Here is a 14,354-nt window from a genome sequence, read left to right as displayed (position 1 = left end):
ATGTTGCGCAACATGGGACAACTCGTATCATACCAAGGGGACTTTTCTTGTTCAAACCTCATTTTGCCTTAATACAGGAATGCTTTTTTATAAAAGGATGATTTAATTAATTATAGAAAAAGAGTGTTTTGATCAATCTATTTTCCAAAACACTCTTTTTCTATTTGCTCTTTTATCCAGGTTTATTAAGTTAATTTAATCAAACTTTATTCCAAGACTACAACTAACTAGGGGGAAATATGGAAAATAGACCGTGGTATTTACGAGATAAATTTTTATATACAATATGTTTAATATTACCACTAATAGGATATATAATTGTTTTATCTAACAAAAGAAAATTCACACATGAAGAATGGTTACCATTTCTTTTAGTAGCAACAATTATGACTGCTTTTTGGTTATTGAAATTCCTTCCAACTAATATGTTTTTTTTAGGAATAATTATAACCATAATTATAATATATGTGGTTATCAAAAATTAAATTTGTACCATCAATATTTTCGTGTAAATGACCTTTTAGTCTTTTTCAATAAGGGGGCCTATCAAGTTAAGAAAACAAATCAACTCCAACAACGAAAATTTCATCTTTTCATAGTTGTTCATAGGAATTTAGTTCATTTTTGTCGTTTTGGAGAAGAATGTATTTCTTAACTTGATAGGTATGGGGTACCGCCAACGCACTAACATAAAACCCACGCTAAGGATTATTTACACCGTAACAATACTGTTAGTTTTTGTTACAAAGCTTTGTTTGAAGTGCATTAATAAACGAATTGTTGATTCTTGGGTAACGAAAATATGTAACAAATTTATTTCGTAACAAAACTTTTAGATACCCTTTTTGTTACGAAATATTCCAGATTATCTATTGTCTTTTTATAGCATAGAAAACCCTCAACGTACGAAAATCAAGGTTTCAACTTCCCCAAAATGTCTTAACGTGGGTTTTATGTCATTTGGTTGGCTGAACCCCTTTTAGTACTTCTTAATTGAGTCTTCAAATAAGGAGATGGAAAAAGTAATTCAATTATTATTTATTAGATTTTTTGTAATTTCAACTCTATTCATAATGATTTGAAGTCTCTTAATGGAATGGATTTTCAAGTTTAAAAAACTTCGGCTAACCTAACTTATTTAAACTTGAATTACGTTGTACTTAAGGGGATAATTTGAGCCATTCATTTTAAGCGGATATAGCATGTATGAAAAAATAAGATTTTAATCATTACTTAAGGTTTTTATTTTCTACGAATTCAGAGAAATTTTGAAGAAACTTCAGGATAAATTCCAATTCACCAACATTCTTTTGATGAAGTAAGGAAATGATGATGCTAAGAAATTCCTCTTTTTGAGGATTATCGAGTAATTTGATATTACTAAGATCTAAAACTTTATCGGGTGAAACCTCTAGACCAACAGCAATTTTCTGCAGAGTAAGCATGGAAATATTTCTTTCTCCACGTTCAACTCCACCAATGTAAGCTTGTTGCAGATTAATTCGTTCAGCTAATTCTTCTTGTGTCAATCCTCTTTTTTTTCGTAATAAGCGAATGTTTTCTCCAACTAATTTTAAGAAATCAGACAAGTGTACCACCTCTCTATCAGATTAGAGAAGCGTACAAATGAATGTAAGAACACTATATCATCTAAAAAACAAAAAATAATACTTATAAGTTCTATTTTGAATATCTGTATTTTCTATTTGATTTTAATGGGGGATGAAGGTAAAAGAAGCAAATGATACTATAGCTCTTATGTTTAGTTTTTAGAGAATCTAACAGCACTCAACTATAGAAATTTTAACGAAAAATGTCTAATGTAATTATTAAATAACCGTGCCAAGCCACACTATACCGAACAGCGCCGAGCCGAACCTAACCGGATATACCATACCAAGCCCAACCCTATTAAATGACCTGTCTCTTCAGCAATAGGGAGGTCATCTCCTATTGAACAGTTTTAACTGTTTCGACTCTGTCTTGTTTCTCAGATAATGTTTATGAAACCTAATTTCCATAGTAACTTTGCTTAAATATTTAACTTATTCACTCTACTACAACGATTGATTCTTTAGTTCCTTCAAAATATCTATTTATCTATTCACTGCGTAAAGAGTTCTTATTAAAGTTAACTAGGGTGAATTGTTCTAGTTTATGACCGTATCAAACCGTACCATACATATAGTTGATTTGTATAAAATGCAGCATATAAGATTAATTGAACTGAACTCTACTCTACCTCATATTTTATTAGTGTATTGGTGGAAAATTTGTCAAAAGAGTTCTGTTCTACATTTTCTATAGTGACTCTTCTTCCCAAACATATTGACGCCAATTCGCTGTTATAACTCCATCCTTTAAAGCTTTTGCAACCATGCCTCGATGAGAGGGATTTGCACGCAGAACATGACATTGTCTACAAAGTGTACGTAAATTTTGGATTCTATTGTCACCACATAGTCCACTTACTATATGGTCTATGTGACATTCGTTTAATAAGACTGCTTTTTTACAACGCACACATCGCTTATTATCTCTGTTCCATACAAGTGGTCTTATGTTTATTCTCCAAGTTTCATGAGGAGTTCTTTTCTTAGGCATGAGCTGTCTCCTGAATGATGCTAAAATCAGTGACATGAAATCGGCCAAATCCCACTTTTCTTGCATCTCCTAATCCAGCGTACGCACCAGCATCCTGGCAAATAGCTCTCATTTGCTCACGGCTAATTAAGGTTCCCTCCCATACTATATTAAACTCTGTTTCCCAACCTGGTGAAATAGCCAGGCGATAACGTATATTTTTGACTCCCCTTCTTGAAACTGGACGTACATCAATATATACATCTCTTTTATCATCCCTTGTTATTTCACTAATAGGTGGAAGAAATCTGTTAATTAATATCTTATTGTCTAGTACTTGAAGAGTTGAAGCTACCTCGGGTTCTAACGTACCTCTTCCTTTAGATATAAATTTCCCTCCAGCACGTAAACAAGAGAAAATATAAATAGGGTCCAAATAAAGTTGGCCTTGCGGAGTAGCTTGAAATGTTTTTTTCCATTCTTGAGGATTGTTTCCTGGAACACCGCTTTTTTCTTGTTTTGTTATAGGTATTGCATCTTCGGTAAATCTGTTAAATAACAGTGGTCTAGTTCCTAAAATTCTTACATTAGCACAAATTATTGACACTTAAGTTACCTCCTGAAAATAGAACTTATAAGTATTAATATCCGTATTTCAGTGAATTTAAACATCAACTTAATATATATTTAAATTAATTTCGAGTAAATGTAAGTAGTACAATGTATTTACTGTTTTTGCCCATCTTTTTTACATATTTCCGTCTTCGTCTAGGTAATACAATACCATGAGCATTGATTTTATAGAAAAACATATGCCAATTTCCTATGTAGTAGAGTTAATGGAGCATAGTGATATGAATACAACTTAAATTTATGTTATGCCTGATCGGAAGGAGAAACAAGATATCGTAAAATTACTAGCTTTAGTATGATATAAGGAGTAACATTAATTTAAGAGCCAGAAATGGTAATCTTACTAAAAAAGTCTAGTAATTACGGAGGAAAACAATGTATTCAATAGAATTAGTTCAAGCCACTCTTCTTAAGCAATTAAATGAACTTAAAAGTATAGAATTTCCATATTGTATAAACAAGGTTTCACTTAATCATAATGGACTTATTCATACTATTAATCGTGAAAAAATGGTTCCTTTCAATGATTATAATTTGGCTATTATCGAACAATTTTTACAAGGGAAATATGAGGAACCTTTAATTAAATTTTTAATAGCTTATTTAGTAAAAGCAAAGTCTTTAAATTATATAGATTATATATTTAAAGACTTATTTGAAGAATTCAAATTATATTTAGACGGAAAATATGTATATAGAACGATTTCATTAATTCATCATTTAGATATTCAAAATCAAAAAATTGAATTTCAAGATTTTGTTATAAGGCCTATAGATATTGAGAGTATAGAATACTTTTATAATAGCCTAAATGAATATGATAGCCATTTTAAACCTACACTTAATGACACTGGACTTGATAACCATAAACCTAATCCAAGAGTTTTATTCGAAAGGAAACAAATACTAAATAATTTTAGTGAATTAAAACAAAGTAGAGAACAGATTATAAAGTTGGCTCAAAGTATTCTTTTATATAATGGAACCCTTGATCATATTTATTTTTCGCCGGTTATTACATTTAGCTATTTTGATAATAGCGGAATGTTTAGAAGCATTGAATATATTAATGAAATAAATAATAGAAATAGGGAAAAAAATGTGGTAATTAGTGATGCCAGTCTACTTACTAGTTATTTTAACAAAGTCATTAAATTACCTGAAAAATCAGTTGCTATAGATCGCATGACTTCTGCTCATAATAAAGTAGATTTAGAAGATAAATTTATTGATTTAGCAATTTCTTTAGAGTCAATGTATCCATCTATAAGCGCAGAATTAAAATTTAAAATATCATTATATACTGCAACGTTATTAGATAGAAGCCAAGAAACGTATCAGAAAGTGAGCAATTTGTATAAAGTAAGATCTCATTTAGTTCATGGTAATTCAAAATATTCTCGTGAAAAATTAACTACAGAATTAACTGAAATGGACAGACTTGTACGTGAAATGATTATAAATTTATTAGAAAATGGATCTAAACTTGAGGTAAAAGAAGAAGATATTCTCAAAATCCTGTTACCGAATTAAATGCTTTATATGATTTGTCTACAAAAGGAACCTGAATTTGAAAGAAAATCAGGTTCTTTTTGCGTATTGTGTAGGGATAATAAAGTTGTTAAAAACAACGAGAATGTAAAACGTGAACAATATGCTCCGTTTTTATATAATGCGATGGGTATAGACAAAGGAAATGATAATGGAACAGGATCTAGCGCTGTAAACCCATGTGAGCCACCAGTAGTAGAACCTCCAAAACCACCTCTAACTGATGAAGGAAATACAGGTGATGATGGAAGTAATGGAGAATCTGTTGCAACAAATGAGGGTTAAATCTTATCTTTGCATCGCGTGGGGATAAATATGTATATCCAGAGTTTATTAAGTTAATAAATTCTATGTTAGGTACAACCCTATCTAGACGTAAAGAAGGAAAGGGTATATTAGGGAAACTAATGTCTAGATAGAATGTCTAGAAATTAAGTGTTAAAATAGTAATAACAGAATTGCCTAGGGGGAGGCTTTAAATGATTTTAGGTTATGCACGAGTAAGTTCTGAAAAACAAAGTTTAGCTCGGCAATTAAAGCAGTTACAAGAATATAAATGTGAAAAAATATATCGAGAAAAGACTAGCGGATCCACAACAAATCGAATCGTGTTACAAGAAATGTTAGAGGAACTCCAGGAAGGAGATATAATAGTAGTTACGGATTTAACTCGTATTACGCGTAGTACCCAAGACTTATTTTCTTTGTTGGAGTTAATTAAAAGTAAAGGTGTTATCTTAAAGAGTTTAAAGGATACATGGTTGGATATGTCTAGTGACAATCCCTATAGTACATTTTTATTAACAGTCATGGCTGGAGTTAATCAATTAGAGCGTGACTTAATAAATATGCGTCAAAAAGAAGGAATTGCTATTGCGAAAGAAAAAGGGAAATATCGTGGTCGTGTGAAAACATATCATGAAAAAAATAACTCTCTTTTACATGCAATTGAGTTGTATAAAAAGGGAGAAAAAACGGTAAAAGAAATATGCGATATAACTAAAATTGGAAGAGCTTCATTTTATCAATATTTGAGAAGTAACAATATTACAAGATGAAAATGTAAAAGAGATGTGCTCTAGGTTTAAATCAAAGGAGAAAGACATGAAATTAATAATCGCTGAAAAACCAGATCAAGGTGCCAAACTGGCAGCACCTTTTTCGCATAAAAAAAGAAATGGGTATATTGAAATTGCTCCAAATGATGTATTTCCTAAAGGAGCATTTTTAAGTTGGGCAGTTGGACACTTATGTGAATTGGTTCCACCTGAGGAATATGATCCAAAGTGGAAAAAGTGGAGCTTAAATACTTTACCCATTATTCCGGAAAAATTTAATCATAGAGTTACAAAATCAAAATGGAAGCAATTTAACATAGTCAGGGAATTAGTACATCATAATGAAGTTAATGAAATTATAATAGCGGGAGACGCCGAAAGAGAAGGGGAAGCTATTATTAGGTTAACGTTGATGTTGTGTAGAAATAATAAACCGATGAAGCGTTTGTGGATATCTTCATTAACTCAAAATGCGGTTACAAATGGATTTAGAAATTTGTTAGATGAAAAAGAGACTCGAAATCTTTACTATGAAGCGTATAGTCGTTCCTGTGCAGATTGGCTGGTTGGCATGAATGCTTCTCGTGCATATACACTTTTACTGCAACAAAAAGGGATTTCAGATGTGTTTTCAACAGGGAGAGTTCAAACACCAACACTTGCTTTGATTGTTAAACGCGAAAAGGAAATTGAGAACTTTAAGTCTGAGCCTTTTTGGGAGGTTAATGCTAAATTCAATATGGATGGTAAGATCTATATGGGGAAATGGCATAAAGATAATGACACGAGAATAAAAGAAGTAGCTATGGCTCATAAAATTGCACAATTTTGTAAAGGAAAAGATGCTGAAGTTCATGAGCTTGAAAAGGAAAGAAAGGAATTTCAGCCACCATTTTTATTTAATCTCTCTTCGCTACAGGCTGAGGCCAATAAACGCTTTAAATATTCACCACAACAAACGTTAGATATTGCTCAAAAGTTGTATATTAAAGGAATTATTTCTTATCCTCGTTCGGATTCAAGTTTTGTGACCAAAGAAGAAGCATCAATGTTTCCAGATATTCTACAGAAAATAAGTAATATTGAGGCATATAGTTCATTCTTTCCATTACCTTTTTCTTCAGTTATGGAAAATAAACGTTACGTAAATGAGAAAAAAGTAACAGATCATTACGCTATCATTCCAACTGAACAAGTAACAGATCCTTCAAGATTATCTGGAGAAGAACAAAAAATATATGATTTAGTTATTAGACGATTACTTGCTGCACACTACGATAAAGCAATTTTTGATTATACAACAGTTAATACATTAGTTGACGGTAGAGCAACGTTTATATCTAAGGGGAAAGAAGAAATTCAATCTGGTTGGCGTAAGGTGATTTTTGGTAATAAGAAAGAAAAAAATAAAGATGAGGACGAACAAGATTTGCCTTCGTTAGAAAAGGGAGAACAAGGGGTAGTTCAAGAAATAACGGTAAAAGAGGGGAAAACACAACCACCTAAGCGATATACAGAAGGACAACTTATTACGTTAATGAAAACGGCCGGTAAATATTTAGATAATGAAGAGTTAACTAAGGTACTAAATAAGACGGAGGGTCTAGGAACAGAAGCAACTCGAGCTGGTATTATAGGTGTTTTAAAAGATCGTAAATATATTGAGGTTAAGAAGAACCAAGTATCAGCCACCGACAAGGGGAAACTTTTAATAGATGCCATTGGTGATAGTATTTTAGCTTCGCCAGAGATGACAGCCAAATGGGAACAAAGATTAGATGAAATTGGAGATGGAATTGCATCTCCAAGTGTGTTTATGGAACAAACGAAGAAACTTACACTAAAACTTATTGATGATGCAAAAGAACAAAGCGGAGGGTGGGATTTTCAACAATTTGATCTTACACAATTCCAAGGTAAACCAGGTTCTAAAAAGAAATCATCAATGGGTACAAAAGTTGGAAAATGTAAAAAGTGTGATGGAGATGTAGTTGATAAGTCCACTTTTTATGGATGCTCGAATTATTCTACAACAAAGTGTGATTTTACAGTTTCGAAAAAGATATTAGGAAAGACAATCTCACAGAAGAATATGAAGAAGTTATTGAATAGTGAACAGACGGATATAATTAAAGGGTTTAAGAAGAATGATAAGGCGTTTGATGCAAAGTTAGAGTGGAAAGATGGGAAGATAAACTTTGTGTTTGAGAAATAAATAGTGAGGTAATTAATATTTAAGATTTAATAGTTTTGTGTCGAGAGTGAATGGTATGTAAATTTAAGTCTGTTTATATTGCCCCTATATACAAAATTACTTTTTTGTATATAGGGGCATAAAAAAGTATTTTTCATTTAATAATTAAAGGGTTTTGATGAGACTTTTTTTGTTATTTTAATGATAATATTGTGTTAATGAAATTGTATATTATGAAAAAGCTTAAGGAAATAGAAATGACTTTATAATCTAGGTGTTAAATTATTAAACAGAAAAATTATATAAATTGAATATCGATAGTTATAAATGGAGGGATATAATGACTTTGAAAATCAAAGCTTTACCAGCTGGTGATGGTGATTGTTTATTAATTAGTTATCAAAAAAAGAATATTTTAGTTGATGGTGGAAGGGTTAATAAACATACAATAAGATATTTAAAAAGGGAATTAGAAGCAATAAAAAAAAGAAATGAAAAAATTAATTTATTAATAATAACCCATATTGATAACGATCACATTGAAGGTGTATTGGCAATTTTTGAAATGAATATTTGCAGAGAAATTATACAAAAGGTTTTGTTTAATACTGGTAAAATGATAGCAAATTTCTTTAATACAGAACTAGAGAGCGAAAGGGATACACCTATATCTTTAATTGATCAAAAAGTGGGGGTAGAACAAGGGAATTCTTTAGAAAAAGAGCTTATAAAATACGAAATTATGCCTGAAAAAATAATAAAACAGGGAGATATAGAAATTTTGGAGAATGCTAGTCTAAAGATATTATCACCAAATATTCAAGGATTAGTTAATTTGAATGAAAAATGGGAAGTTGAAATCGATTATGAAGAAGATGTACAAGTTTGTAAAACGGATAAAAAAAATGATTATCTAAATTCTATTCGGGAGTTAGCTAGCAATAAATTTATTCCTGATACCTCAAAGGTTAATGCGAGTAGTATAGCGTTTCTTTTTGAACATGAAGGTAAAAAGCTGCTTTTATTAGGAGATGCGCATTCCTCTGTAGTTACCGAAGGTTTGCAAAAGTTAGGCTATAATAGAGAAAATAAATTAAAGGTAGATATTGTTAAAGTTTCACATCATGGAAGTAGGAGGAATACAAATAATGACTTATTAGAGCTAATAGATTGTAGTAACTTTATTATCAGTACAGATGGTGGGAGAAACGCACGGGCATTACCTGATAAGGAGGCATTATCTAGAATTATTACTCTAATGAACAAGCCAGTACAACAAGAAGTGACAGAGTCGCAAGAGGAAGAAGAATCAGTACAACAAGAAGCGGTAGAGTCGCAAGGGAAAGAAAAACCAGTTAATTTTTATTTTAACTATCATATATATGATGGGATTTTCAGTCCAGAGGAACTACATGAATATAAGATATGCTTACATAATCTTGAAAAAAATAACTTTGTTTTGGAGGTATAGAAGAATTGTATGCTGAACATGCAATAAAGATTACACTAGTGGATGACGATGAGACTATATTAATTACTGGTTCAGGTTGTCTTTATAAATCACACAATAGTAATTATACTTATGCAATAACAGCAAAACATTGCTTAGTAGGAAAAAAAGGACAATACAAAGCTAAATTAAAAAAAGAAAACATAAGAATAGAGTTGAAAAGTGATGTAGGTCTTCAAAAGTTTATTCCTGTAATTGATTATCATGTATATCCAAATGATGAACATGATATTGCTTTTATAATTGTTGAAGATATATATTCTATCCCTTGTAGGTATATTGATGAAGCTTCTAATGTTCAGAAAGGATATTTCTTTGGTTTCCCTTCTCCTAGGCCCAAAATTGGTGCGAAGATGGATTACACTATAACAGATGTTAATCTTTCTCCTCAAATTAAAAATCGTTTTGAAATAAGAGTAGAGGAAAATTTAGAAACTTTTATGGCAAGTGGACCTGAAAATTGCCAAGGTTTTTCTGGTTCAGGAGTTTATTATGAAGAGTCAGGAGAATTATTCTTAATAGGGATAATAATTGAATTAGGAGATCCGCAAGGGACTTTTAATAGATTACACTGTGAAAGTATTAAAAAGATAAATGAATTTATTAAGAGTAAAAGCTATGAAGAACTAGCGAAAAGAGAGAATGAACTCGATTCTGTCGGAGAGAAATTAGATAAATGTTTAGAATACATAGACGTCAGTTTTAGTAGACTAAGAGATCCCAAAATAAAAAATGAAATATTAAAATCAAAAGAAGAGGTATACGAAAGATTATGCTCTATGGAATATAATCATTTTGTTGATTTTTTAAAGAATTTTTATTTCATTAATAATCCTATCTCTACTAAGACTGAGGAATTAATAAGGGATAATTTAGGTGTCGGTAAATTTTGGGAAATAATGACCTATATAAATTGTCAATCTAAAGAGTGGAAAATAACAGATAAGGATGTCGCTAATTTAAAAGTGGTTTATGAAGACTGTAGTATATGGGCGAAGCTTATTTATTCTGTGAATAACAATTGTTCTTTAGCATTTATTACGATTAATTTAGCTACAGCATTTGTTGATACACCATATGAAAAAATGTTTCACGAATACCTATGGATTATTGATAATTTTGAGAACGTTTACGATGATGAAAATATTTGTATTAGATGTGGTGATAAAGAAGGATACTCTTTTGACAAATTAATAAAAGATTTTAGTCATTTAGAAGAAATAGGTGTATATAATGGTGTGGATCCTAAGAGTAATAGTTTGAAAGATATAGGGGAAATGAATATATTGTGTTCAAAATGTATTAAAAGGGAGGCAAACAAAATAAGACTTTAAAGTATAAAAAACTTAGTTTTGAGGGGCAGGAGTAAAATTGGATAATTTATACGATTTATTTAGAGGTTATAAAGAAGGGTATTTTTTAGAAAATCTTGATTTGAAATATTTGGATAAAGTTTTTGTTAGTAATCAAGGTATATATGGTATAAAGGTTTTTAAAAAAGTTCATGATTTGCTAATGGATTGGGAGCATGCACAATCTGAATTTGCTACAAAATTTCAAAGAAAATTAAGTGGTATAGTGGATGATTTGAGATGGGATATGTATCTAGTTCTATATATTGATGAAGAGATTTCTGTGGCACATAGAAAATCTATTGAAAAAAACAAAATGTTTTTTAGAAAAATAATTCTTACACCAAATGAAATATTAGGTAGTAGTCTCTCATTTATTTTAGATATACCACAAAAAGAAGGGGATTTTATTTTTAATCATGCTCAATTTCTTGATCAACTTAAAAGTGAGTTACAAGAAGAATCCCTACATAAATTAGGAGAAGACTTTTTTAATAATGGAAAAAAATATTCAGAACAAGAAATCTATAAATTATTTTCGTTAAAAAAGGAGGAAAATAATGAGAATAAAGAAGATTGAGATTCAAGGATTTAGAGGATTTGTTAATAATACTATATTTGAATTTAGAGATTCAGAAATGGTCTTAATTTATGGTCCCAATGGACATGGTAAAACCTCATTTTTTGATGCAATTGAATGGGGATTAACAGGAAAAATAAATAGGTATGATATTTCAAGTGATGAAAGAAACCGAACAAAATTTATACGTAACCAATTATCTAAAAACCCACCAATTATAAAACTATCTATAGTACATAATGATACAGAAATTTTAATTGTAAGAGAAGGAATTCAGTCTTCACAAAATTCGACGGATTATGGAAAACATACGTTAAAATTATTTATAAATAATGAAGAGTATCAAGGAGAGATACCAGAAGAAGAGTATTTAGCCAAACAAATAATCAATGATGATTGGCACGATAAAATATCTACTGATAAATTAAATAATATGTATAACTTAACCCATTATTTAGGGCAGGAAAAAATGCTGAATTTTGTAAATGAAACTAAAGATAAAGATAGATATGACGCATTATCTACTATCCTTGGGACTGAGCAGTTTTATTTTTATGAGTCTAAATTTAAAGCTGCAAGGGATATGGTGAATTCTGATATTAGTGAGATTCAGAGTGATATTTCTAAACTTATGTTTGAGAAAGAGCGTGTTAATAAAGAAATAAATTCATTAAAAGTAGAATTAAATAAGCAGTCAATTGATAAGACAGAAATCGAACAGTTATTAATAACTTATCAACAGCGATTTAAAACAAAGCTGAATATAAATTCGAATATAGACGAATCTATAAAATCTATTAATATGATGAATAAAGAGGTATTAGAAAAGGGAAATAAGTTATCTGTAAAATTGAATCAACTAAACCTTATTTATAATAACTATAAAAATTTAAATAAGAACTATTATGATAATAAAGAGATGGTAGATAATCTAAATAATTATAATAAAATTGCTGTTCTTATAAGTGAAATCGATGAAATAGAATATCTGGTTAAAAGTGTAAAAAATCTAACGGAAGATCAATTAAAATTAATTAATCTCCAAGATAATATTAGACAAACAAATATTGATATAAAGCATATGCAGCAGCAATATAATGACTATCAAGAAATGTATAATACAATTTTAAGGCTATTTGAAGAATGTAAAATAGAAAAGTCTTATGATAATTTAATTGCATTTATGCATAATCAAATACTAAATAAGAATTTTAAAGAGAAGGTTATAAGTTGTTTAGATACAATTAATAAGTTGTTTAAAGAAACTGAAAAGGCTAATAGAGATAAAGAAAAAGAACAACAAATATTGAAAGATAACGAGATTATAATTAACGAGTTATCTAGTGTAAATGATAAATTTCAAAAACTATTAATAATTGTTAAAGATTATATAGTAGATAATGAGGATATTAATGAATGTCCAGTTTGTGGAAGTAAGAATATAACGGCTACACATATAATGAATTATCTTGAAGAAATTAAAGAAACAGATTTTATAAATATATCAAAAGTAGTTAATCAAAAAAATAAGATAACTAAAAATATTGAGGGGATTTATAAGAGTATAGAATCCTTTAATGTACAATTGGAAGAGCAATTCGTTTTATTTAAAGATTATATGAATAGATATAGCAGTCAATTGAAAATCTATCAAGAAGAAATAACGGCTTTATATACAAAGAGAATAAATCTTGAAACAGAAATTAATAACTTAAATAAAATATTTGAAAGTATAAAACAAACTTTGTTGAAATACAACCTTACAATAAATGATAATCCGGAAATTCTTTTGGGAAAAATAAATAAGTATTTATCTGTGAAAAAATTAGAGAAGAACGACTTATTAGTAATAGTGAATGTCAAAGATGAAAAGAAAATTTTCGATTTTATAGAAAAAGCGAAAAATTACATGACGGATATAGAGACAAAGACAGACAATATAAATCAATTAATAAATAATTATAATGAAGCGTATTCGGAAAATATAATTTATCAGGAGATTAAAGATGTTGAAACTATAATAAAAGATCACATTGATAATTTAAATAACGAATTAGAAGAAAATAGTTATAATCAAAAGTTTTTACCAGATTTACTTGTAAAAGTGAATGCAATTAATACGTATAAGAAATTAACGACGAAATTAAGTGAAGAATCAATTTTAGAAGAGAAAATAAAAAATTATAACGAGATGGTTAAAGAGTTAAATAAAAATATTGTTATTTTGAACGAGATAATTAATAATGTTCCAAATACAATAGATAAATTAAATGCAGCAGCAATAGATGAATTATTTAGTCTTGTTCAGCAAATATATTCTAAGATTAATTCACATCCTTTATATAAGAAAATAGAAGTACAAAGAGACAAGAGATATAACGCGTACAAATTGATATTCAATGTTATTACAGAAGAAAATATTAGAAGTAATCCAAGTTATATATATAGTTCTGCACAAATGCGAGCATTGGCATTGTCACTATTTTTGGCTATGGCGATCGAACAAAAATGGACATCGTTAGATTTTCTATGTATGGATGATCCAATTCAGAGTATGGATGATTTAAACATGATGGCTTTTATTGATTTATTAAGGGCAATGGCATTTCGGGATGGCTTAATGAAGCAATTTTTTGTTTCAACACATAATTCAATATTTTATGAGATGATAAAAAAGAAATTTCAAATGTTTAATATATCGGTAATTCATTATCATTCATATGATGAAAATGGTCCAACATTCTTTAATGAAAGAAATGAAGTTCAAAATAAACCAGTATTAATAAAATTTCCTGCTTTAAATGAGACGGAAGTTAAGTTGAAGATAGAGGAATGTTTAGTAACACCATAATTTGAAAAAGCTTTTTGCATTTTTTATAAACTAAATTTTCTT

The 14,354-nt window shown here is 29.5% G+C and carries 11 protein-coding genes; 8 read left to right on the top strand and 3 right to left on the bottom strand.

From position 1 onward, the window contains the following. Positions 1–1,229 precede the first annotated feature (1,229 nt). From COO03_RS21530 to COO03_RS21520, 3 genes are all read right to left on the bottom strand, one after another. Positions 1,230–1,589 (bottom strand): helix-turn-helix domain-containing protein, encoded by a 360-nt coding sequence (locus tag COO03_RS21530; protein ID WP_097899098.1) that lies wholly within the window; start codon positions 1,587–1,589, stop codon positions 1,230–1,232. Between the two features lie 712 nt (positions 1,590–2,301). Further along, on the bottom strand, positions 2,302–2,604 hold the full coding sequence (locus tag COO03_RS21525) for an HNH endonuclease (protein WP_097899097.1): 303 nt from the start codon (positions 2,602–2,604) through the stop codon (positions 2,302–2,304). Further along, the gene (locus tag COO03_RS21520; protein ID WP_097899096.1) at positions 2,597–3,190 is read right to left on the bottom strand and encodes a hypothetical protein; all 594 of its coding nucleotides are present in this window, start codon (positions 3,188–3,190) and stop codon (positions 2,597–2,599) included. Before COO03_RS21520 ends, COO03_RS21525 begins: the two co-directional genes overlap by 8 nt. 401 nt (positions 3,191–3,591) lie before the next feature. Here COO03_RS21520 and COO03_RS21515 point away from each other — a divergent pair, with 401 nt between their 5' ends. The 8 genes from COO03_RS21515 (at position 3,592) to COO03_RS21480 (ending at position 14,312) form a co-directional block, all read left to right on the top strand. Continuing rightward, the gene (locus COO03_RS21515; protein WP_097899095.1) at positions 3,592–4,749 is read left to right on the top strand and encodes a HEPN domain-containing protein; all 1,158 of its coding nucleotides are present in this window, start codon (positions 3,592–3,594) and stop codon (positions 4,747–4,749) included. A gap of 9 nt (positions 4,750–4,758) precedes the next feature. Continuing rightward, a complete protein-coding gene (locus tag COO03_RS21510; protein ID WP_141523329.1) occupies positions 4,759–5,052 on the top strand; it encodes a hypothetical protein in 294 nt (97 codons plus the stop codon). Positions 5,053–5,246: 194 nt separating this feature from the next. Then, the gene (locus tag COO03_RS21505) at positions 5,247–5,825 is read left to right on the top strand and encodes a recombinase family protein (protein WP_097899093.1); all 579 of its coding nucleotides are present in this window, start codon (positions 5,247–5,249) and stop codon (positions 5,823–5,825) included. A gap of 46 nt (positions 5,826–5,871) precedes the next feature. Next, entirely contained in the window at positions 5,872–8,040 is a 2,169-nt protein-coding gene (locus tag COO03_RS21500; protein WP_097899092.1) for a DNA topoisomerase III, read from the top strand. A gap of 319 nt (positions 8,041–8,359) precedes the next feature. Then, entirely contained in the window at positions 8,360–9,490 is a 1,131-nt protein-coding gene (locus COO03_RS21495) for a ComEC/Rec2 family competence protein (RefSeq protein ID WP_097899091.1), read from the top strand. 5 nt (positions 9,491–9,495) lie between these two features. Continuing rightward, positions 9,496–10,863, top strand: coding sequence for an ABC-three component system protein (locus tag COO03_RS21490; protein ID WP_097899090.1), 1,368 nt, complete (start codon positions 9,496–9,498; stop codon positions 10,861–10,863). A 37-nt stretch (positions 10,864–10,900) separates the two neighbouring features. After that, a complete protein-coding gene (locus tag COO03_RS21485) occupies positions 10,901–11,461 on the top strand; it encodes an ABC-three component system middle component 1 (RefSeq protein WP_097899089.1) in 561 nt (186 codons plus the stop codon). Then, positions 11,442–14,312, top strand: a complete 2,871-nt coding sequence (locus COO03_RS21480) for an AAA family ATPase (RefSeq protein WP_097899088.1) — start codon at positions 11,442–11,444, stop codon at positions 14,310–14,312. Before COO03_RS21485 ends, COO03_RS21480 begins: the two co-directional genes overlap by 20 nt. Positions 14,313–14,354 lie beyond the last annotated feature (42 nt).

This window comes from Bacillus sp. AFS098217 (assembly GCF_002551815.1).
Taxonomy (GTDB): domain Bacteria; phylum Bacillota; class Bacilli; order Bacillales; family Bacillaceae_G; genus Bacillus_A.
The sequence above is the reverse complement of the archived record's forward strand: the minus strand, read 5'-3'. Positions and strand labels throughout refer to the sequence as shown.